24 protein-coding genes are annotated in these 22380 nt (G+C 37.1%); 9 read left to right on the top strand and 15 right to left on the bottom strand.

All coding sequences use genetic code 11. The annotated features are described in order from the left end of the window. Nucleotides 1–204 precede the first annotated feature (204 nt). The 3 genes from LRP81_RS21290 to LRP81_RS23280 all read right to left on the bottom strand — a co-directional run bounded on the left by LRP81_RS21290 (nt 205) and on the right by LRP81_RS23280 (nt 2058). Nucleotides 205–951, bottom strand: a complete 747-nt coding sequence (locus LRP81_RS21290; RefSeq protein WP_230504905.1) for an NAD-dependent epimerase/dehydratase family protein — start codon at nt 949–951, stop codon at nt 205–207. 94 nt (nt 952–1045) lie between these two features. Then, nucleotides 1046–1795, bottom strand: coding sequence for a hypothetical protein (locus LRP81_RS21285; RefSeq protein WP_230504903.1), 750 nt, complete (start codon nt 1793–1795; stop codon nt 1046–1048). Nucleotides 1796–1923: 128 nt separating this feature from the next. Continuing rightward, complete coding sequence (locus LRP81_RS23280) at nt 1924–2058, bottom strand: hypothetical protein (protein ID WP_263458274.1); 135 nt, start codon at nt 2056–2058, stop codon at nt 1924–1926. A 124-nt stretch (nt 2059–2182) separates the two neighbouring features. Between LRP81_RS23280 and LRP81_RS21280 the strand changes: the two genes are divergently transcribed. Next, nucleotides 2183–2365 carry a YjzD family protein gene (locus LRP81_RS21280; RefSeq protein ID WP_230504901.1) on the top strand — a complete coding sequence of 61 codons (183 nt, stop codon included), beginning with the start codon at nt 2183–2185 and terminating at the stop codon, nt 2363–2365. A 186-nt stretch (nt 2366–2551) separates the two neighbouring features. On the opposite strand, the gene clpB is transcribed toward LRP81_RS21280, so the two are convergent. The 4 genes from clpB to LRP81_RS21260 form a co-directional block, all read right to left on the bottom strand. Then, the gene (clpB, locus tag LRP81_RS21275; protein ID WP_230504899.1) at nt 2552–5152 is read right to left on the bottom strand and encodes an ATP-dependent chaperone ClpB; all 2601 of its coding nucleotides are present in this window, start codon (nt 5150–5152) and stop codon (nt 2552–2554) included. A 217-nt stretch (nt 5153–5369) separates the two neighbouring features. Further along, complete coding sequence (locus tag LRP81_RS21270; protein ID WP_230504897.1) at nt 5370–5549, bottom strand: YjzC family protein; 180 nt, start codon at nt 5547–5549, stop codon at nt 5370–5372. 105 nt (nt 5550–5654) lie between these two features. After that, nucleotides 5655–5966 carry a metal-sulfur cluster assembly factor gene (locus LRP81_RS21265; protein ID WP_230504895.1) on the bottom strand — a complete coding sequence of 104 codons (312 nt, stop codon included), beginning with the start codon at nt 5964–5966 and terminating at the stop codon, nt 5655–5657. Next, the gene (locus LRP81_RS21260) at nt 5944–6756 is read right to left on the bottom strand and encodes an alpha/beta fold hydrolase (protein WP_230504893.1); all 813 of its coding nucleotides are present in this window, start codon (nt 6754–6756) and stop codon (nt 5944–5946) included. The genes LRP81_RS21265 and LRP81_RS21260 overlap by 23 nt, the downstream gene beginning before the upstream one ends. Nucleotides 6757–6889: 133 nt before the next feature. Here LRP81_RS21260 and LRP81_RS21255 point away from each other — a divergent pair, with 133 nt between their 5' ends. From LRP81_RS21255 to LRP81_RS21245, 3 genes are all read left to right on the top strand, one after another. Continuing rightward, nucleotides 6890–7696 carry a Cof-type HAD-IIB family hydrolase gene (locus LRP81_RS21255; RefSeq protein ID WP_230504891.1) on the top strand — a complete coding sequence of 269 codons (807 nt, stop codon included), beginning with the start codon at nt 6890–6892 and terminating at the stop codon, nt 7694–7696. Nucleotides 7697–7789: 93 nt separating this feature from the next. Continuing rightward, complete coding sequence (locus LRP81_RS21250; protein ID WP_230504889.1) at nt 7790–7942, top strand: hypothetical protein; 153 nt, start codon at nt 7790–7792, stop codon at nt 7940–7942. 1 nt (nt 7943) lies between these two features. Next, the gene (locus LRP81_RS21245; protein ID WP_230504887.1) at nt 7944–8150 is read left to right on the top strand and encodes a DUF3813 domain-containing protein; all 207 of its coding nucleotides are present in this window, start codon (nt 7944–7946) and stop codon (nt 8148–8150) included. 43 nt (nt 8151–8193) lie between these two features. Here LRP81_RS21245 and LRP81_RS21240 read toward each other — a convergent pair whose 3' ends face one another. Beyond that, complete coding sequence (locus tag LRP81_RS21240) at nt 8194–9039, bottom strand: YitT family protein (protein WP_230504910.1); 846 nt, start codon at nt 9037–9039, stop codon at nt 8194–8196. Nucleotides 9040–9253: 214 nt separating this feature from the next. On the opposite strand from LRP81_RS21240, the gene LRP81_RS21235 reads away from it, so the two are divergent. Both LRP81_RS21235 and LRP81_RS21230 read left to right on the top strand, forming a co-directional pair. Continuing rightward, a complete protein-coding gene (locus LRP81_RS21235) occupies nt 9254–10120 on the top strand; it encodes a DegV family protein (protein ID WP_230504885.1) in 867 nt (288 codons plus the stop codon). Between the two features lie 57 nt (nt 10121–10177). Continuing rightward, on the top strand, nt 10178–10309 hold the full coding sequence (locus tag LRP81_RS21230; RefSeq protein WP_230504883.1) for a DUF3941 domain-containing protein: 132 nt from the start codon (nt 10178–10180) through the stop codon (nt 10307–10309). 87 nt (nt 10310–10396) lie between these two features. Here LRP81_RS21230 and LRP81_RS21225 read toward each other — a convergent pair whose 3' ends face one another. Further along, complete coding sequence (locus tag LRP81_RS21225) at nt 10397–11248, bottom strand: CvfB family protein (protein ID WP_230504908.1); 852 nt, start codon at nt 11246–11248, stop codon at nt 10397–10399. A gap of 149 nt (nt 11249–11397) precedes the next feature. On the opposite strand from LRP81_RS21225, the gene LRP81_RS21220 reads away from it, so the two are divergent. After that, entirely contained in the window at nt 11398–11889 is a 492-nt protein-coding gene (locus LRP81_RS21220) for a YajQ family cyclic di-GMP-binding protein (RefSeq protein WP_230504881.1), read from the top strand. Nucleotides 11890–12235: 346 nt separating this feature from the next. Here the strand turns inward: LRP81_RS21220 and LRP81_RS21215 are convergent, their stop codons facing one another. Continuing rightward, nucleotides 12236–12760, bottom strand: a complete 525-nt coding sequence (locus LRP81_RS21215; protein WP_230504880.1) for a GNAT family N-acetyltransferase — start codon at nt 12758–12760, stop codon at nt 12236–12238. 80 nt (nt 12761–12840) lie between these two features. On the opposite strand from LRP81_RS21215, the gene LRP81_RS21210 reads away from it, so the two are divergent. Then, on the top strand, nt 12841–13710 hold the full coding sequence (locus tag LRP81_RS21210; RefSeq protein ID WP_230504878.1) for an SDR family oxidoreductase: 870 nt from the start codon (nt 12841–12843) through the stop codon (nt 13708–13710). 100 nt (nt 13711–13810) lie between these two features. Here LRP81_RS21210 and LRP81_RS21205 read toward each other — a convergent pair whose 3' ends face one another. The 5 genes from LRP81_RS21205 to LRP81_RS21185 all read right to left on the bottom strand — a co-directional run bounded on the left by LRP81_RS21205 (nt 13811) and on the right by LRP81_RS21185 (nt 20054). Then, on the bottom strand, nt 13811–14836 hold the full coding sequence (locus LRP81_RS21205) for a LacI family DNA-binding transcriptional regulator (RefSeq protein ID WP_230504876.1): 1026 nt from the start codon (nt 14834–14836) through the stop codon (nt 13811–13813). Nucleotides 14837–14921: 85 nt separating this feature from the next. Beyond that, nucleotides 14922–16478: an alpha-amylase family glycosyl hydrolase gene (locus tag LRP81_RS21200; RefSeq protein ID WP_230504874.1), complete on the bottom strand. Its 1557-nt coding sequence runs from the start codon at nt 16476–16478 to the stop codon at nt 14922–14924. 84 nt (nt 16479–16562) lie between these two features. Then, complete coding sequence (locus LRP81_RS21195; RefSeq protein ID WP_230504872.1) at nt 16563–17405, bottom strand: sugar ABC transporter permease; 843 nt, start codon at nt 17403–17405, stop codon at nt 16563–16565. Then, nucleotides 17405–18673 (bottom strand): sugar ABC transporter permease, encoded by a 1269-nt coding sequence (locus LRP81_RS21190; protein ID WP_230504907.1) that lies wholly within the window; start codon nt 18671–18673, stop codon nt 17405–17407. The genes LRP81_RS21195 and LRP81_RS21190 overlap by 1 nt, the downstream gene beginning before the upstream one ends. A gap of 91 nt (nt 18674–18764) precedes the next feature. Then, nucleotides 18765–20054: a sugar ABC transporter substrate-binding protein gene (locus LRP81_RS21185; protein WP_230504870.1), complete on the bottom strand. Its 1290-nt coding sequence runs from the start codon at nt 20052–20054 to the stop codon at nt 18765–18767. Nucleotides 20055–20479: 425 nt separating this feature from the next. On the opposite strand from LRP81_RS21185, the gene LRP81_RS21180 reads away from it, so the two are divergent. After that, nucleotides 20480–22237 (top strand): alpha-glycosidase, encoded by a 1758-nt coding sequence (locus LRP81_RS21180; protein WP_230504868.1) that lies wholly within the window; start codon nt 20480–20482, stop codon nt 22235–22237. Nucleotides 22238–22380: the final 143 nt, after the last annotated feature.

Here is a 22380-nt window from a genome sequence, read left to right as displayed (position 1 = left end):
TAATAAAAATAGTATAAATACCATCAAAGTTTTTTTCATGAATGTTACACCCCCATTCCAAAAACGATAAACCCACTGTTTACTATAATTCCTATTATATTGTACATGTTGAGGAAGGAAAGGAAAAGCTAATATTCTGTAAAGAAAATGTAATGGTCCGAGCTTTTCTTTCCTTTTATGCTAATCTTCCGGAACAACAGCGCTTTAGCGTTTATTCAACCTTTTTTTTATGCAATTCCTCTGTGCATCCAAACCATCTTGAATGGTAAGTGAATTGGTTACCTTAAATTCTTTCAAGCCTGAAGGAGTTTCTACCTCTTCTGTACTCTTAATCAGAATATTCAACTCCTGGTATATTTCATGTAGGGTAAGTGGATTCTCATTCTTTAATAGAATATCAGTCCCTTCAATAGGAGTGGTTGCAATATCAAGAATTGCATCTGCTGCATCATCTACATATATAATATCTTTGACAGGAGGAATTGCAACACTTTCTTGCATTTGTGTTTTCATTTCATCAAGAATTCGCATATGAACTATTTCATGTTCTGGCTGCCAAGGTCCATATAACGTTGGAAAGTATATCGTATTTGCAGGGGTTGCAATTTCGTCTTTGTACATTCTTACATAGTCTTTCGTGGTGTAATTGGATAGTAAAATGAGTTTTCTGCTATTTTTCGAATAGGAGTTAGAGAGTTTTATTTCTTCTTCGTTATTCCTTAATTTTTCATCTATACACATAAATGCCACATCAAAAGTGCTGTCTTCATTTTTGTTCAAGTGCAATTGAAAAAAAGCGTTTCTGCCGATTTGCATTATTTTTTCTTCCGAGTTCTCATCCATCTTATCTGGCCATTCAAAGCCTGTTACTTCTACTTCTTTAGAAATTAACTTTTGACAAAGGGCAAATCCTATATGTGAGGTTACACCAATAACCACTGCTTTTTTCATCTAATTCCACTCCATCCATCCTCTTAGTTATTGTATCCATATGCGTCAATGCATAATAATAGTCCCTATTCCATTTGTCATGAAAAGGGACTACTCATAAATCATGTTCATGTTTTTTGAAAAACTGGCATATAGATGGACCGTACGTGTATCTTTTTTCTACCAGATGATAGGTAACAGAAATTGGTGCATTTTGTTTTCTTCTAAATTCCTCGTATTTTCTACAATGAAGTTTTGGATCGAAGGTAAAGTTTGTAGTTGTTTGCCATATTTTCACAGGCAGCTTATTTTTTTTATACTTCTTAATTTCTGGTAAGCCCTCAAACATTTCCATATCTTTTATTGATAAACCATAAGCGTCTGAGATTTCATGCTTCACCTTTTTATAGAAGAATTTCCGGTCTTTTTCTTGCAACATTTGTGCTTTTAAATCTATACATGGATTTATTAGAGCTACTGAACGTATATTCTCATCCATATCCTCCATTAATTGCATAGCAGTTAATGCGCCCATCCCTTCTGCTAAAATATGAATTTTATTATTTAAAATTTCTTGCTTCAAAATTATATGGTATAGTTGTTTGGCCTGAAACACAGACTGCCTACTACCCCAGTGAGCTCCGTTTAAATTGGAATAAAAAAGTGTATACCCACATTGTAAAATTTCTTCCATTATCTTATTTCTTCCAATATGTTGTAACCACAAACTGTTACTTTCATCAACAAAGTGATTGGTATCCCCTATGATTAGGCAGCCAAATCCATTTGGTTTTTCTGGCACATGTACTGCATTCCATTGCCCACTCATTTGAAAAAAACGCTGATTTAGCTTCATTACTATCATTTTGCCCTCCAGTCCACGTACTTGTATACAATATGCTATGTGTATGCTTTCCTTGGTGTTAAAGGCGAAATACTTATTTTTCGAAGGGCAAGAAGTTATTTTCACCCGTAAAAAAGGGGATTCCGAACCTAGTCGCTTCTCCCATCAGAGTACTCCAATTCTTCCAAAAGATTTTCTAAAGTCTTTTGTCCAAACTCTGTCAAATTACTGAGCTCTTGATCTAACAATAGTTTCAATTCTAAAAGTTTGTCTTTATTACTCATCTTTTATCAACCCCTTTTTTCTACAAGTTAAACATATTTACATTTATTATATGTTGAGTTTATGGTAAAATATCCGTTGAATGAGTATTGAATAAAACCGTAAAACGAACGGAGGGGACACACCATGCGCATATTTTGGACTCTTTTTTGGTCACTTCTTCTTGTAAATATGTTATCTTATGTAGTTGCAAACATGCAGGGTGATACATATAACTACGTATTATCTTCCATAGTTGGAGTAGTTTTTGCTGGAATTGTCATGCTTCTCGGGGAAGCGTTACCAAGCGAACCTGTAGATAATCATTAATCCAAGGTAATCACTAGCGCCTTTACCAGCTAAAACTAGTAGACGTAACGGTCACTTTTCATATTCTTGACAGTGTTTATGAGCTTAAGTAGGCTAGGCACTATTCTAATTTCAAAAATTGATACTTTCTCTGAAAAAAGAACTTGTTCACTTGGACAAGTTCTTTTTTCTTAAAGCTTATAATAATTATTTGTCACGGATGATAAGTTTTCCTTCTTTTATATCCATTATTATTTCATGAAAATCCTGGATGTTTCCTTTTATGATTTCTTTGGCAATTAAGGTTTCAATATGTTTTTGGATAAACCTTTTTAACGGTCTTGCTCCATAAGCAGGATCATATGCACTTTCGACAATAAATTCTTGTGCTTGTTTGGTTAATTTTACATTCAAATGCTTATCTTCCAGACGCTTTTGCAGATCTTGAACTAGTTTTTCAATGATAAAGCCAACTTCGCTTTTAGAGAGAGGTGAAAAAATAACGATATCATCAATTCGATTTAACAACTCAGGCTTGAAATGAGAGCGTAGTTGCTGCATTACCTTTTCCTTTGTCTTAAATGATAGTTCTTTTTCTGTTTCCTCTAGCAAGATGTGTGATCCAATGTTGGAAGTCATAATAATTACTGTATTTTTGAAATCGACTGTTTTTCCTTGTGAATCGGTTATTCTTCCATCATCTAGCATTTGCAATAAGATGTTGAACACATCTGGATGTGCTTTTTCTACTTCATCTAACAGAATTACAGAGTATGGTTTTCTTCTAACTGCTTCTGTTAGCTGTCCTCCCTCTTCAAAGCCTATATAGCCTGGAGGAGCTCCAATTAATCTTGATACTGCATGCTTTTCCATATATTCTGACATATCTATACGGACCATTTGTTCTTCTGTATCAAACAAGGATTGTGCTAATGCCCTAGCTAGCTCCGTTTTTCCAACTCCTGTTGGGCCAAGAAAAATAAAAGAACCTATCGGACGTTTAGGGTCTTTAATTCCAGCTCGTGCACGGATTACAGCTTCTGCCACTAACTGGACTGCTTCCTGTTGTCCCACTACCCTTTGATGGAGAATTTCCTCTAGTTTCAATAATTTTTCCCTTTCGCCTTCTACCAGTTTTGTGACAGGTATGCCTGTCCATTTAGCCACAATTCCAGCGATTTCTTCTTCCGTTACCTCTTCCCTTAAAAGCTGTTTGCTTTCCTTCTTTTGTTTTGTTTTTTCTTCTAAATCCGAAAGTCCTTTTTCTAACATCGGTATAGTACCGTGTCGTAATTCAGCTGCTTTCTCCAAATCATAGTCGTTTTCAGCCGCATCTAATTCACGCTTTAACTTTTCAAGTTCTTCCCTTTTCTCACGAATTTGCTGAATATCATCTTTTTCAACCTGCCATTGTGCTTTCATCGAATCTGCTTTTTCTTTTAAATTTGCAAGTTCCTCTTGCAAGTTTCCTAATCGTTCAATACTGGCTTGATCCCTTTCTTTTTTTAGAGCTGCTTCTTCAATTTCTAGTTGCATCACTCTTCTTGTTACCTCATCCAATTCGGTTGGCATGGAATCAATTTCAGTCCGAATCATTGCACAGGCCTCATCAATTAAATCGATTGCTTTATCTGGAAGAAATCGTTCCGAAATATATCTATCTGATAAAGTCGCAGCTGAAACGATTGCTCTATCATGGATGTTTACTCCATGATGGATTTCGAATCGCTCTTTTAATCCACGTAGTATAGAGATGGTATCTTCAACAGTCGGCTCCTCCACTAGAACCTGTTGAAACCTTCTTTCTAGCGCAGGATCCTTTTCAATATATTGACGATGTTCATTTAATGTCGTTGCACCTATACAATGCAATTCGCCACGTGCAAGCATCGGCTTCAACATATTACCAGCGTCCATCGATCCTTCTGTTTTACCTGCTCCGACGATGGTGTGCAGTTCATCTATAAAAAGAATAATCTGACCGTTACTTTTTTTGATTTCATGAAGTACTGCTTTCAGCCTTTCTTCGAATTCCCCCCGGTATTTTGCCCCCGCTACAAGCGAGCTAAGGTCAAGAGAAAAAATGGTTTTATCCTTCAGTCCATCTGGTACATCTTTACGGACAATCCTCTGTGCTAAGCCCTCCACTATCGCTGTTTTACCTACCCCTGGTTCTCCTATCAATACTGGGTTGTTTTTTGTTTTACGGGATAATATCCTAATTACCCTTCGAATTTCCTGATCTCGACCGATAACAGGGTCTAATTTCCCTTTTTTTACTTCTTCAATGAGATCTCTCCCATATTTGTTTAATGCCTCATAGGTAGACTCAGGCTCTTTTGATGACACTCTTTGGTTCCCCCTTATTTCATTAATTGCAATCATTAGACTAGTACTTGTTAGCTTGTATTCTTGAACTAATTGTTGAAATTGATAAGTTATGTCAGCAGTTTCCACTAATGCGAGTAAAACATGTTCAGTTGAAAGGAAATCATCTTTCCATTCCGTTTCCCATTCTTTTGCCTTTTTGAAAACTGTGTTTAAAGAGGTGCTTATATATGCTTCGTATGTAGTATTGCTTACTTCTGGTTTACGTTGGAGAAGTCCCGAGAGCCTATTAATTAAGCTTTCGATGTCGATTTGAATTTGAAGCTTTTGTAAAACTCTAATGGTAAGTCCTTCATGCTGCTGAATTAATGCTAAGAAAAGATGTTCTTGTTCAATTTGTTGATGGTTGTGATTTTCGGCAATACTTTTTGCCAACACAATAGCTTCTTGAAGTTTAGTAGTCATTTGATTAAGGTTCATGTTTAATGTTCACTCCTTTTGGAGGTCAGTATGGATTAATTCCTCACAAATATCTGATTGTAATATTTTTACGGCTTACACTCAGGAAAGTTCCAAAAAACTAGGTTGTTGATGGTTATTCATAAATCATTTAATTGTCAACTTCCATAAACTAACTTATCTCCTACAAACAAACTGCTAAAAAAGCCATCCCCAAAATGAGGATGACCTTTTAAAATTACGGACGTCGTTTTTTTGCCCAAAGTCGATTATGGTTTGAGGTTTCCGGAAATGTATCTCCTGCTTTTAATTGGATCTTTTGCGGGTTTTTCACGCCACTTCCGGTCTCTCCTATTTCTAAATAGATCCCATTATTAGGCGCTTTTTGTCCAGGTTTAAACTGTTGATTTTGGCCCATTCGATTCCCTCCTGTTTTTTAGAAGCATAAAAGAATGTGCGTCCTGAGATATTGTACCTCTACTGTAGCTTTCCCATTTTAAGAGGTTTTCATGTGATTTCCACTTTAATCTGTCACGTTTAATGCTATTTTTGCAAGGCGGGACATCCGGTCTTTGCTCCACGGTGGATTAAATGTAATATTTACATGAACATCATTGATTGCTTCTACTGGAGATAACTTCTTTTTGACTTCTTCTATAATTTCACCTGCCAATGGGCAACCAATGGATGTTAAGGTCATCGTAATATCTACATTGTTTGAAGCATCTATATCCACCTCATATACTAACCCAAGGTTCACGATATCAACACCTAGTTCTGGATCCTCTACTTCTTCTAACATTTCCATTACTTTATCTTTTAGTACTTCCTGCATAATTTCTCTCCTTTTCTGCAAAAGTAAGATGTGTTGCAAACCAGTCGGTGGTTGCCAACACTCCCTCTCTTGTCACTTTATGCTCTGCTTGTTCATCCACTGTAAGCTTAAAATGTTCTGGTTTATTTTTATAATATCCTTTTATATCATTAACAAACGTTAGTAGTGGGTCAATCGGTACTTCATTATCTTTTTTTCCATGCCAACAGAAAAGTGGTCGTTCATTCAGTGAGCCTAAATCTGATGACAAATCATAAGGTTCAAGCTTGGAAATATAAGTTTCCAACTGTTGAGGATTAAATGGAAGAACAAAACCAGTTTCCATCACCTTATTAACTTTCCATTGAGCAAACTCCTGATAGCTTGGACAGCCCATTAGACTCACCGCTGCCTTGATCCACGGATAACGCTTTAACGCTCCAAATGTCACAATGCCACCCATCGATGTACCAGCCACCCCGATGTACTTTTCCTCTGCTAATTTATTCTCAACTAGATAATTCTTTAACAATTCCACCTCATGAATTGTTTGAATAACAATTTCCCAAAAGGCCTGCATCGTTTCATGATCCAATAACCCGCTGCTTCTGTCTCCATGATGAATACAGTCAGGTAGAACTACACGAAATCCCTTCTCAGCAAGAAGGTAGGCATAATGAAGATTATTTTCTTTGACACTTTGGAAACCATGTATAAAGATAACAGTGGGCTTCGTATTTGCAAAGGATTCTTTTTCACATACATGTAAAAAAGAAATGGCACCAGCACTTTGCTTTACAATATTAATCATTTTATTATCCCCCTGTTCACTTTTTGGTTCTATTTTCCTTTTAATGATACTTGTCTAGTGTAACATGTAGACAATCAAAAATAAAAAAGGTTACACTTGAAAGAGAGAAATTAAATAAAAGGGGTACTAAATGATGGAAAAACACCTAATAGCAGTTGATTTGGATGGTACATTATTAACAGATGATAAAAAAATATCCAGACGGAATAAATTAGTGCTAAAAAAAGCAATGGAGCAAGGGCATGAAGTAGTAATCGCTACAGGAAGACCTTACCGTGCTAGTGTCATGTACTATGAAGAACTTAATTTAACTTCACCTATCGTCAATTTTAATGGGGCTTTTGTCCACCTTCCTGGTAATGAAGATTGGGGTATTTACCATGAACCTCTTTCTATCGATACAGTGAAAGAAATAATTGAAGTTAGTGAAAAATATCAAATACATAATATTTTGGCAGAAGTTATGGACGATGTTTACTTTCACTATCATGATGAAAAGCTGTTGGATATATTCGGATTCGGTAACCCTAAAATGGAAACAGGAGACTTGAGACAGGTTTTGAAAAAAGATCCAACATGTATGTTGATTCATGCAAGTGAAGATGAGGTACCAAAAATACGTGAATATCTTTCAGAAGTACATGCTGAAGTGATTGATCACAGGCGCTGGGCAGCCCCTTGGCATGTTATTGAATTAGTACGGACAGGTATAAATAAAGCGGTAGGACTTGAAAGAGTAGCAAAACATTTCCAAATTCCTCAAGCAAATATTATTGCTTTTGGTGATGAAGATAATGATTATGAAATGATTGAGTATGCAGGCACTGGAGTTGCTATGGGCAATGCAATTAACGGACTCAAATCAAAAGCTAACAAGATAACGTTAACGAATGAAGAGGATGGAATTGCTGTCTATCTTGAAAAGAAATTGAATCTCTAAGCCCAATAATTGCCCTTATAATTAAGGGTTTTTAAACTAAAACTACCTACTGGACAAGTCATAATTGTCCAAGTTGAAAAGGGGGCTTTCATAATGGGTAGAAGCAGCAAATCAAAGCGTTTTGTTCAGCAAGGAAAAAACTCCATACAGCTTCATGACCAACAAATCCCTTACCATTTGACGATGGAAGAATCTGAATCCCGCAAAGCTAAACAAGCCGATCGCAATTCTTTAGGAGGGTTTTAAAATGGGAAATCAATTATTCCAGTCTGCTCGTGAAGCTGTGATGAACGCAATAAAAGGTAAACAAGAACCGTCATCTGAACAAAATGAAAACTCGATGAGTATTGCCAAAAACGCAATATCCTCCGCTTATGCAAATTCAACGGACGCCGAAAAAGTACAACTTCGTGAATTGCAGGAAGAACTTTTCAGCACTCAAACAAATGACTAATAAAAACAGCGCAGAAAGCTATGAAGCTTTTTGCGCTGTTTTCTTAATCCTTCCTGAATACTCCAAAGATACCTGCTGTCTGAACGATATTTGTAAAAGCATTTGGATCTGCATCTTTAATAATTCGCTCCAAATCATACAATTCATACCTAGTAATGACGATCATTAACATTTCTTTATCTTCCCCAGTAAAGGCTCCTTTAGCGGGTACTGTTGTAATACCGCGGACAAGTTTGGCATGAATTGCCTCTTTCACTTCCTTACCTTTTTTTGTGATAATCATCGCTGTCAATTTTTCGTGGCGAGTATGGATGGCATCGATCACACGTGTAGATGCATACAATGTTACGAGCGTGTATAGCGCTTTTTCCCATCCAAAAACAAGTCCAGCAGTCAAAATAATAACTGCATTCAACGCAAAAAAGTAAGTGCCAACAGGCTTGTCTTTCATACGTGATAAAATCATCGCAATTATATCAAGGCCGCCTGTCGAAGCCCCCCATTTTAAAGTCAGCCCGACACCAACCGCAGCTATTACCCCTCCGAAAACAGCATTAAGAAGGATATCATCATTCACCTTGTAAATCGGGACAATTTCTAAAAATAATGACATAAGAAAAACACTTAAAAAACTATAAATAGTAAAAGAACGTCCTACCTTCTTCCATGCAAGTACAGTTACTGGAATATTAAGTAAGAATAAAATGATACCCGTGGATATCGTAAAGGGAAGAAAATTTTCAGAAATACGATAGAACAGCTGTGCGACCCCTGTAAACCCACTTGCATAAACATCTGCAGGAATTAAAAAGAAATTCATTGCAATTGCATTCAAAAATGCTCCTACTAAAACAATCAGCACTTTTTTTACATGCTGTTGAATATTCAAATCACTCACCATAAAACCTCCTAGCCAATACCTTATTTTATGTATTTTTCCTCTTTTTACCCTTCTGAAACGAGAACTTCAAATTATTTCTTGAAGAGCAGACTATAAATGGATAAACTTGAAATTATAGCATGTTTCCTCTAAATGAAATACATCCTCTGTTTTCACATTTCGTTTTACCCATGCTTGTAAGTATAGTAAAGAAGGTGACAATATGACAATAAAAATTATTGCGGATAGTGCCTCAGATTTACCGAAAGACTTTTTTTCCGCCGCAAACATTGACCTGATTCCCCTTAAAGTCCTATTTGGCGAGACAGAATACGAGGATATGGTCACAATCGATTCATCAAAAGTTTATGATGCGATGCGTAAAGGGCAGGTTGTAAAAACCTCACAGGCTTCCCCAGTCTTTATGAAGGATCTTTTTACAGAGGTAGCAAAGAAAAAAGAAACAGCTATTTATGTTGCCTTTTCCTCGGAACTTTCTGGTACTTATTCGACAGCAGTTCTAATGCAAAATGAAGTAAAAGAGGAATATCCAGACCTTGATTTGACCATCATCGATTCCAAATGTGCATCACTCGGTTACGGACTCGTTGTAAAAAAAGCGGTAGAATTAGCATCAACTGGAGCTACAAAAGAAGAAATTCTCCATTCAGTCCAGCATGATATTACCCATGTTGAACACGTTTTTACAGTAGACAACCTAGAATATTTAGCCCGTGGAGGACGTGTAAGCAAAGCTTCTGCCTTCGTAGGTGGCTTATTAAACATTAAACCTCTTTTACATATGGAGGAAGGAAAGCTTATTCCCCTTGAAAAAATTCGTGGGCGAAAAAAAGTATTACGCCGTATGATAGAAGTCATGCAAAATAGAAATGGCTTTACATCTGCAAATCAACGAATTGGCATCAGCCATGGGGATGATATGGAAACTGCATTAACCCTCAAAGGCATGATTGAAGATAACAACCAAGGCACAGCAGATATTACCATTACATCCATCGGATCAGCAGTAGGTGCACACGCTGGTCCAGGGACCATTGCCCTCTTTTTCATTAATGACAAAAAAGCATAAGTTTTTTACTGTTGGAAAACCTACTCCTATCATCATCAAAAAGGAGTAGGTTTAACTATGCCGCATACAAGTGATAATGACAAAAAAGCAAAAGACAATAATGCTAAGCGCCACGAAAAAAACTTACAGCGCGAAGCAAATGATCAAAAAGGAAAACGACAGTATTCCAAGAAAAGCGATCATTTGTGAGGGGCGGGTCGGAGGGACAGCCCACTCGGCCCAAATCTCCAAACCAAGTATAAAAAGCAGCCTTTTATCTTTCAGGCTGCTTCTTCGTCATTCTTCATTTTTTTTATATGTCCAACCCTCTGATTGGGTTATTAATCCATTCTTCATTAATTTGCCCATTGCTCGTTTAAAGGCAGCTTTACTGATTTGAAAGCGCTCCTTGATGTCTTCTGGTGAACTCTTATCGCTATATGGCATGGCTCCGCCACGTAATTCTAAATACTCCATGATTATATCGGAGTCCTCGTCCATGGCGTCCTGTTTACGAGGCACTAAAGAAACATTGATGGTTCCATCTTCTTTCACATCAATTACACGACCTTCAACTACCTGTCCAAGTCTTGGTTCTTCTTTACGCTCGGTATGATGAATAAACCCAACATAACCCTCATTGGTAATTAAGTAACTTCCAACTTTTAAAAGTCTATATATCGTTCCTTGAATATTATTGTTGAGTATGTTGGAAGGAGCATCAATTGAACGACCAAGCATAACATCCTGTGTTGCAAGCTTTGCAATAAGCTTTCCTCTACGGTCTGTTTTCACTCTGCAAAGCAAGTGATCTCCCACTAGCGGCCAGATTTTTTCAAACACTGGCAAATCATCTGCAGGAATGAGTGCATCCTTAGCAATTCCGATATGAACAAAAGCACCTAGCCCTGGTAGAACCTCGACTACCTCCATCCACTCATGCCCATCTAGACCTTTAGGAATGGTCATTGTTGCTGTAATTCTACTCTTTTGATCAGAGTATAGGAAAACCTCTACCCTTTCTTCTAAAGATAGCTCTTTCGTTGCTTCATTTTTATGTAAAAGAATAGACTCTTCTCCATCCGTTAACATATAGCCAAGGGGCGTCTCCCTTTCCACTGTCAATTGTAATACTGTACCAGTTTCCATCATTTATTATACCTTCCTTTTTACGCATTCTTTATGTTGAGTGTACATGACTTTCCTTAAGTTGTCCAAACTGCTTTATTCTACTATAATTAGGAACAGAAAGCGATGATTTCATTTAATTACCAAATTTTTATAATGGAGGGATCATTATGGCTAAAGAAAGCTCATTTGACATTGTATCTAAAATGGAAATGTCTGAAGTTACCAACGCCATTAATATTGCACTGAAAGAAATTCAAAACCGTTTTGACTTTAAAGGATCTGTAAGTGACATTAAACTGGAAAAAGAAGAAATCGTATTACTTTCAGATAGTGAATTTAAACTGGATCAACTAAAAGATGTATTAATCAGTAAGATGATTAAACGTAATGTTCCTACGAAAAATATTCAATACGGTAAAATTGAAGATGCCTCTAAAGGGGCTGTTCGACAACGAGGAAAGCTTGTTCAAGGAATTGACAAAGACAATGCCAAAAAGATAAATATCATTATTAAAAATTCTGGGTTGAAAGTTAAATCTCAAATTCAAGATGACCAAGTTCGGGTTACTGGTAAAAACCGTGATGATTTGCAGCAAGTAATTGCTGCTCTACGTGATTCAGATTTAGATATTGATTTGCAATTTGTTAATTACCGTTAAAACAGAATTAAAAACGCTTGATAAAGCTGTCCTGAAAATCATTGAAAACTGATTTTCAGGCAGCTTTTTAGCTAAAATGAGAGCTTAGTGTTGATTGTTAGATTCAAATTTAGTTTTCACCATTTCATTTTTGTATATAAAACTTGCCAGACAGCGAAAGTATCACCTTAAAAAGTTAAAGATCTATAGTAACTATTCTTACACACAACAATAGGCTTTACTCAAACAGAATGGAGTGACCGAAATTTAACAAATAAAAAAACCGGGCACTCAAAAGGAAAATAAGTGCCCGGAAAATTATTTTCTCCCATTTCAGTCACGCATCTTTTTATATGCGCAACTGAGGTTAATCTAGCTCAATCCTGGATTTTTTTACAAACTGCGCCATAAGCAGTTCATCTGAATATGTTCCATCTTCAAATTTCACATGTTTTTCTTTCAATCCTTCTACTTTAAATCCAAGCTTTTTATACACATGGATAGCCCTCTCATTATGGCTGAACACTTCTAAACTAACTTTTTCGATGTGTTTATCTTTTTTAGCCCATTCAAGCATTTTTAGCAGCATTTCACTACCGAGACCGTTGTTACAGTATGCACTTTGTATGCTGATTCCCAAAAAGCAAATGTGTGATACCCGCTTTCTAGAGCCTCTTGTTACATTTAACATGCCGACAATTTCAGAAGCATTTTCAGCTACTAACACTAATTGATTTTTCTCTTTGTTATTTTTTAACCACTCTACTTCTTCTTCTAGTGTGATTGTGTATTCTTCCGGCGTCGTTAACAGATTGCGACCTTCTTTAAATACTTTTTTGGAATGGTCTATTATTTGTGCTGCATCACCAAAAACAGCTTCTCTTATAACCATACCCACTCCCCCTTATTTTTCTTATGGATAAATTATATTTCTTTTTCTCATAATAGGAAAGATTATTGGAGGTGGTTTATATGGTAGATCAGCAAAATCAGAGGCAGACCCTTCCCCCTCAACATCAAAACACACAACCAGGAATTGAATCTAACATGGATCCTAAGCCAATCTTTGAAGATAGTCGTTATCAAGGTAGCGGAAAGCTTACGGATAAAGTGGCTATCATTACTGGTGGTGACAGTGGTATTGGAAGAGCAGTCTCTGTTTATTTTGCAAAAGAAGGTGTAGATATCGTGGTTGTCTATTTAAATGAACATGAGGACGCAAAAGAGACGAAAAAGCAGGTAGAAGCAGAAGGCCGTAAATGCCATCTAATTTCAGGAGATATTGGAGAGGAATCGTTTAGTAAACAAATCGTGGATGAAGCGATAGCAAATTTCCATAAAATCGATATTCTTGTCAATAATGCTGCTGAACAGCATCCTCAAAAAAGTATAGAAGATATAAGTGCCGAACAGCTTGAAAAGACGTTCCGCACAAATATTTTTTCCTTCTTTTATTTAACGAAGGCTGTTCTGCCTTACTTTCAAAATGGCAGCTGTATTATCAATACTGCTTCTGTGACTGCATATGCAGGCAATGAGCAGTTGATAGATTACTCAGCAACAAAAGGGGCTATCGTAACCTTTACCCGTTCTTTGGCTATGCAGCTTGTCGGAAAAGGGATAAGAGTTAATGGAGTTGCTCCTGGTCCCATCTGGACCCCGCTGATTCCTTCTACCTTTCCAGCAGATCAGGTTGCTAGCTTTGGGGCGAATACACCGATGAAACGCCCAGGCCAGCCTGAGGAGGTTGCCCCAAGTTATGTGTTTTTGGCAAGTGATGATGCTTCTTATATGAATGGTCAAATGCTGCACGTAAATGGTGGGAAAATTGTAAATGGGTAGAATAGATTGTGGATTGATGTAAATATATCGGGTCTTTGTTAGATTTTTATTTCAGTATTTTCTATAAAAATAGCCAGCCTATTTATAGACTGGCTTCCCCTTAGTTTGCAAACTCCTTGCATGTTTGGCGTTTCACCATATTATGCGGAATAATGATACGTTTAATAGGCTCTGTTGGGTCCTTCACTTTCTGAATTAGAGTTTTTGCAGCTTGAAAACCAAGTTGAAAAATATTTATATCCACAGATGTTAAAGGTGGCCGGGCGACTTCTGCCAACAAAACATTATTAAAACTGACGATTGACATTTGCTCTGGAACGGATATTCCCATATCATGCAATGTATTAAGTATTCCTAATGACATCAAATCATCTGTAACCACAAGAGCAGTAGGTGGCTCCTCTAAGGACAACAATTCGGAAATTGCCTCCTGTCCACCTTCTTTTAAGAACTCTTCATGTACAATATATTCATCTCTGTATGGTATTTCTGCATCCCGTAATGCTTTTTCATATCCAAGCAAACGATCAATGGTGACAACAAGCTGAATACTTCCCCCAACAAATGCAACACGTTCGTGACCAAGAGATAGTAAATGATGTGTTACCTCTTTTGCAGCACGATAATTATCGTTGTCCACATGTGTAATTTCTTCTACATGCTCAAACGGTTTTCCTATTACAACAAATGGAAAGCACTCTTTTTGCAAGTATTTAATTACCTTGTCTTCAACAGCAGAATATAAAAGGATAATTCCGTCCACTCTTCTGCCTTGTACCATCTGTCTTACACCTTCTAATATTTCATCTCCACTTACACCTGTTGACATATGAAGTGCATATTGCTTTTCATGAGCAGCAGTGCTAATACCCCTTAATACCTCGGGGAAAAAAGGGTTTTGAAATGTTTTATCTGCTGCAGCAGGCATCACTAAACCAATCACTTGTGTAGTTTGGTTGGCAAGGCTTCTTGCAATAAAATTTGGATGGTATCCAAGTGCTTCCATTGCTTCTCTCACGCGTTTTTTTGTTTTTTCGCTTATGCGCGGGTTGTTTGCGATGACACGAGAAACTGTGGAAGGTGCGACATTGGCTATTTTTGCTACATCTTTAATGGTAACTGCCATGCACCTTTCCCTCCCCTTTATAAATTGAAAACGTATTCATTACTTAATAAACTATTTCCGCCCTTTGACGGAATATAGTCTTTTATCATTCTTTATTCTTACTCATTTTCTTTCTTCTTATAATAGCCGCTACAATAAATGCAACAAATCCACCATAAATTAAAACCATAGCACTGACAAAACTAACATTTACCCCTGAATCTTCTTTTACAGTATAGATTTCCGCAGACTCTCTATCTAAGCCAATGGTATAATTTCCATCTACATTACGAACGAGCTCGTCTGCTAGAGTACCCCTTAGTTCCATGCTTTCACCGACTAAATCCTCATCAAGCTGTGCCACTTTTGTTTCACTTGAATTGTTTATAGCAATAAAGGTGGTTTCTTCTTCATATTGCCTTTTGATGACTGCCATAGCCCCATTATCATAAACCATTTCATAGGTACCTCGTGTAAGGCTCGGCATGGATTTTCGTAGCTCAGCAAGCTTGGTGATATATTCAATCAAATCTTTATCCGCTCGAAAATTCATATTTCTGCGGTTATCTGGATCTTCTCCTCCATCAAGGGCAATTTCAGTTCCATAATAGATAATAGGTATGCCTGGTGCACTATACATATATGTTAGTGCCAGTTTCAACCGTGTCGGAGGATACTGATTCTTATTGATAGCAGCTCGTGTAAACCGCTCCACATCATGATTATCTAAAAACGTTCCTAATACATAAGGATTATCATAGAAATTCTGATTATGATAAAAAATGGTGTCAAGTCTGCTTAAAGGTTGATCCGCTGCCGAAAATATTCTAGTCAGTTCATTGTACATCGGAAAATCTACAAGAGAGTCGATGCCGGTTTCCTGGTAACTTGCAACATACTCAGGGTTATCATCCCATACTTCTCCAATGAGGAAAAAATCTCCTTTTACTGACTTTACTTCCGATGCGAATTCCTCCCAGAAATCTTTTGGAACATGCTTTACTGTATCTAGGCGATAACCATCAATGTTTGTTTCCTCTATCCACCATTTGGCCATTTCTATCAAATAGTTACGCACTTCTGGATTATTCTGATTAAGGTCAGGCAACCCATAGATCCACCCGTTCTCCACTTGTTCTTGATTGTTCCAATCACGTATATTTTGCTCTGGATTAAACCAGTCTGCCTTGTCTTCCTCTTTTAGCCAAGGATGCTGGTAGCCTGTATGATTTACAACCAAGTCCACAATTACTTTTATATCTTTACTATGTGCTTCTTTCACTAGTTCTTTAAATTCGTCCAATGTTCCAAAGTGCTCTTCGACATTATAGAAATCTTCCGTCCAGTATCCATGGTAGCCCTTCTCTTCATTTTGAAAAATTGGCGTTAACCATAGAGCCGTAAATCCCATATCTTTAATGTAATCAAGCTTTTGGATAATACCGCGAAAATCTCCGCCATGATAGGCTTTCGGATCATCCCTGTTCACCTCGTAATCATTGGAAATATCTCCATTGTTAAAACGGTCAATCATAATAAAATAAATAATCTCATCTTGCCATGCGTGTTCTTCTTTTTCAGCTTTAACTGGTTGTACTGATGGAACAAACCATGCAGAAAAAAGAAGAAACGGAACGAGAATGAGCACCAACACTCGTTTCATCAATTCCGCTTCCCTCCCTTAAATCGTTTTAGTGTTTTTTTTAAACAGCCTTATTTTTAGCCCATAAACGATTATATACTATTTCTATCCTTTTGTTCCACCGGCAGTTAGGCCAGCAATTAAATAGCGCTGTAAGAACAAGAACATCAAAGCAATAGGTATTGCAATTAAAATTGATCCAGCTGCAAATCGAGTAAAGTTATTTGCAAACTGATCATTAATGAAATTAAATAATCCTAATGCCAATGTAAAGTTTTCTGGTGTTCTCAGTACAATACGCGGCAGGATAAAGTCTGTAAACGGCGCCATAAAGTTGAATAAGGCAACCACTGCTAAAATCGGCTTTGCGAGTGGAAGCATGATTCGGAAAAATACGCCGAAATGTCCTGCTCCATCCATACGAGCGGCTTCATCCAATTCTCTTGGAATCGTATCGAAATACCCTTTTACGAGCCAAGCATTGAATGGAATTTGTCCTCCGATGTAAACCAAAGTCAATCCTACAAGTGAATCTAGAAGTCCAATCATATTTAATAAGATGTAAATAGCTACCATTGCCATTAATGCAGGAAACATTTGCAAAAGTAAGAATGCATATAAGCCATACGTTCTTCCTCTAAAACGATAGCGGGAGAACGCATAAGCTACAAATGCTGTTATCAATACTGAAAAAAATGAATTTGCCACTGCAACTAAAATACTATTTTTGTACCAAATTAAGTAGTCGCTTTGAGGGTCAAAAAACAGCCACTTATAATGTACTAATGACCAGTTCTCTGGAATCATGGTTGCTGAGTATAGGCTCGTTCCAGGATTAAAGGATAAACCAATTGTCCACAAAAGTGGGTAGGCAATAATGATAAACATAAAGCCAAGAAATAGGTAGATGAATGACACTTCAATTTTGGATTTCGTTTTACGATTCATTAAATGCTACCCTCCTCTTTGAATGAACGAGTACGACGGAACTGGAAGAAAGCAAATCCTGCTACTATTAATCCGAGGATTATGGAAATAGCTGCAGCCATGTTGTAATTACTCGTGTCGAAAGTCAGTTTATATACCCATGAAATCAAAATATCTGAGCCTCCAGCGTTTTGACCACGAACCGCAGGTCCCCCCTGATTGAATAGATAAATAATGTTAAAGTTATTGAAGTTACCCGCATATTGCATAATTAACAGTGGTGCTGTTGCGTATAAAAGGTGAGGCATCGTAATGAATCGGAACTTCTGAAAACGTGTTCCTCCATCAACGTCTGCGGCTTCATACCAATCTTTGGAGATACTTTGAAGTACTCCAGTAAATAAAGCGAAAACAAACGGGAAGCCTAACCAAGTTTGAATCATTATTATTGCAATTTTTGTATAGAAAGGGTCAGTTAACCATGGTATTGCAGTACCTAAAATATCACGGTTGATAGCACCGAAGCGGTCATTGAACATTGCTGCAAAAATTAAAATCGTCACAAATGCTGGAACAGCCCAAGGTAAGATTAGGAAAGTTCTGATGGCACGTTTAAACTTGATGCGTGGGTCGTTAACTAGCAATGCTAGAAATAGACCTAATGCAATCTGACCAGTAGTTGCACAAACAGTCCACACAATCGTCCAGGCAAATACACTAATGAAAGTGTCTTTCCATAGTGGTATCGATACCAGACTTGTAAAATTCTCAAAACCAACCCAACTCAAAAGAGCTCTTGGTGGAGTGTTATAAAGGTTATAGTCTGTAAATGCTAACGACACCATAAACATTAATGGAAGAACAACCACAAATATGAGCATAATTAGCCCTGGAATAACCATGAAGTAAGGGAAACCGTTGTCATAAAAATTCTTAAATGCTTCTTTTACAGTAGGCTTTTCTTTTCCTAATTTCAGGTCAATTGCATTATTTCTCGCATCTACAACATTCAAGTAGTATAAGGCCACTGCAAAAACAGTGATAATGACAGAGATGAGTCCTTGTATTAATAAAAAGATGGAGTGATCAACCCTTGGTATTTCTCCTAGTGTGAATAAGCCCCAGTAACCGATGTTTAAAAATTCGAAGAAAGTAATCAAAAATGCTGCTTCAATAATAATGAATGCAATCCCTTTCGCATATCTGCGGTTATAAAGTTGACCTAACCCAGCAAATATTATGGAAAGGACCATTGCTAAAGTAGGGTTATGTGAGCGCATTTTTTCCATATCAGACATAGCAGATCCTCCTGTTAAAGAAAATAGAGTGGATAGACAAGCATGGAAGCTTAGTCTACCCACTAGGTCCATTCATTAGTGATTACTGCGCTCCACTAGCAGCAATATTATCCTCAATTTGCTGTACGGCTTCAGATAATACTTCACCTACATCATCACCATTAGCGATAAATTGAAGTGCACTTCCCATAGGATCCCAAACTTGTTGCATTTGAGGAATATTAGGCATTGGCTCACCATATTGAGTTTGCTCAGCAAATGCACCGATCATGTCATCATTTGCAATTTCTTCACTTTCTAATGCTTGTTGCAAGGCAGGCATTTCACCAGCAGCTTGATAATATTTCATTGCGTTATCATAATTTGTAATGAATTTCATTAAATCAATCGCCCACTCCTGATTTTCAGAGTATGAGCTTAACATCCAAGTTTTAACACCAACAAATGAATTTGGAACATCTCCATTTTCTAATGTAGGCAATGTTGCAGTTCCAAGCTTATCTCCTAAAGCATCTCTGTAAGCAGCAATGTTCCAAGGACCAGTAAGCACAGTCGCAACTTTACCTTCTTGGAAAAGACCATTCATAATATCGGCGTTGATTTCTTTTGGAATATATCCGTTATCAAACCAAGATTGAACAAGCTCTCCACCGGAAACTGCACCTTCATTAGCAAGACCTATATCGGAAGCATCAAATCCAGATCCATCGTTTTTAAACACATATCCGCCGTTACCAGCGAAGAAAGGATAGATGAAATAGAAGTTAGTAGCTTCCATCAAGAAACCATATTCATCTTTACTTTGATCTGTTTTCTCTTCTGCAACTTTCATTAGACCTTCCATTGTTGCAATTTCTTCAGCAGTGACTAAATCTTTGTTGTAAAACATGCCGTACGTTTCAAGAACCTGTGGTACTCCGTATACCTCTCCATCAACAGTAACAGCATTAATTGCAGTCTCACTGTATAAAGACGCATCTTCTCCAATATCAATTGGTTCTGCAAGACCACGTAGAATGATATCACCAAGACGGTCATGTGGACCAAAGAAAACATCTGGACCTTTACCAGCTGGACCATCTAGTGCAAGAGCTTCTACTTGATCTAACATGGAGATTGCAGTTGTTTTAACTTCAATACCAGTTTCTTCTGTATAAGCTGTAAAAATTTCATCTAAAGCAGCTTTTTGATTTTCATCATCGTTTACCCAAACAGTAAGACTATCAGGTTTATTTACACCCTCCGTTGTCGTACCTTCTCCATCATTTTCAGCGTTACCACCAGCATTGTTTGTGTCACGTTGTGGACCACACGCTGCAAGTACACCTAAAGTAAGGACAGCAACCAATAACATCGCTAGGAACTTTTTCATTTTGACCCCTCCGTCATGAATTAATCTTTCTACTAAGATGCACAACCGATTGCATTGAATGAAAGCGGAAACATTTAGCGCTTACATTTTTAGTGAAAACGATTGCACAACTTTCACTTTTTATTATACATGTAATCGCCCAATTGACAACCAGTTTTTTTCATAAATCTTTTAATATAACTATCTAATAATTTCGCACATTCAAAAATCCTTTTAATATCAAGCTATTTTTAATAAATTAATTTCATGTGACAATTTTTTATTTTATTCTTTAATCAACATGTCAGCCTATTTTCCTTTTCATTGACATCGCTTTCTTTTTGACATAACCTTATGTTTGAACATGTTGGCCATAGGAATGTTTAAACCAAATTTTTCATGAAATAAATGCAATCGCTTGCATAAAGAGAGAGGTTAAACAAATTATGATAAAAGAAGCTATCTATCACCGACCTAAAAATAACTTTGCTTATGCATACAATGAAACGACACTGCACATTCGCTTGCAAACAAAGAAAAACGACATTGAGTCTGTTAACCTTATTTATGGGGATCCATACATATGGGAGGAAAATGCTTGGGTTTCAGAAAAAAAGGAAATGTCTAAAACAGGATCCGATCAATTGTATGATTACTGGTTAGCTGAAGTAAGTCCGGAATTTAGAAGATTACGGTACGGTTTTTTGTTGGCTTCAGGTGAGGAAAAGCTAGTATATAATGAAAAAGGTTTTTTTGATGAAGAGCCAAAAGATTCTGGCTTCTACTTCTGCTTCCCTTATCTTAATAAAGCCGATGTCTTCAAGGCACCAGCCTGGGTGAAAGATACAATTTGGTATCAAATCTTCCCTGAAAGATTTGCAAATGGCAATCCGCTTAATGATCCTAAAGGGACATTACCTTGGGGGAGTGCCGAACCTAGCACAACTAACTTTTTTGGTGGTGATTTTGAAGGCGTCATCGAAAACATTGATCACTTAGTAGAATTAGGTATAACGGGGATTTATTTCACCCCTATTTTCAAAGCGCACTCTAATCATAAATATGACACGATTGATTATATGGAGATTGATCCGCAATTCGGTACAAAAGAGACTTTCAAAAAACTTGTTGAGGTTTGCCATGAGCATGGAATAAAAATCATGCTTGATGCAGTTTTTAATCATAGTGGGTATTATTGGGAACCATTTCAGGATGTACTGAAGAACGGTATAAATTCAAAATACAAAGATTGGTTCCATATTTGGGATTTCCCAGTTCAAACAGAACCAAAACCAAACTATGACGCTTTTGCTTTCGTATCCAGTATGCCAAAGCTCAATACCGAGCATCCTGATGTAAAGAATTATCTTTTAGAGGTTGGACGCTATTGGGTAAAGGAATTTGATATTGATGGTTGGAGATTAGATGTTGCAAATGAAGTCGATCATCAATTTTGGAGAGAATTCCGTCAGGCTGTTAAATCTGAAAAAGAGGATGTATATATCCTTGGAGAAATATGGCACGACTCCATGCCTTGGTTGCAAGGGGATCAGTTTGATGCAGTCATGAACTACCCTTTTACTACTGCCACATTGGATTATTTAGCAAAAGATAAAACAACCGCCGAAGATTTTGCAAACTCTATTTCCAAAGTAATGCATTCTTATCCGGACAATGTCAATGAAGTAGCATTTAATTTACTTGGCAGCCATGATACACCACGTATTCTTACAATTTGCGGCGAAGATAAAAATAAATTAAAACTGTTATTTTTATTCCAACTTTCCTTTGTAGGTGCTCCATGTATCTATTATGGCGATGAAATCAGTTTGACTGGTGAGCAAGACCCAGGTTGTCGCAAGTGTATGGAATGGGATAAAGAAAAGCAAGATGTTGATATGTTCGAGTTTGTTAAGAAATTAACTACACTACGAAAAGCTTTTCCGGTATTCGGGAATCATGGTCAGCTTCGTTTTATTGAAGCAAATAACGAAACCAATCATCTAATTTATGAAAAACATTCAGGTGAGGAAACCATCCTGTTTATCATTAACAATAGTAAGGAAGAATTAGTGGTGACTTTACCGGATTATACAAAAGGTAAGGTGTTAACGGACTTATGGAACGACAGCGAATTTGCTGCAAATGCAGACACTCTGCAAGCTAAGCTTCCACCATTCGGTTTTCAGATATTAAAATATTAAAAAAATCCCGTCAGTGTAAAAATGAACTATTACCCGAATATCGGACACTTATAAAAAAGTGCCCCTTATTCGGGTTTTTCTATGTCTATAACTAGATAACCCGTTTATAATTAAATTAATTATTAGAACGGAGTAATCATTCA

The organism is Sutcliffiella rhizosphaerae (genome assembly GCF_917563925.1).
GTDB classification, from domain to species: Bacteria; Bacillota; Bacilli; order Bacillales; family Bacillaceae_I; genus Sutcliffiella_A; species Sutcliffiella_A rhizosphaerae.
Note: the sequence above shows the minus strand (reverse complement) of the source record. Positions and strands in the feature narration are given on the sequence as shown.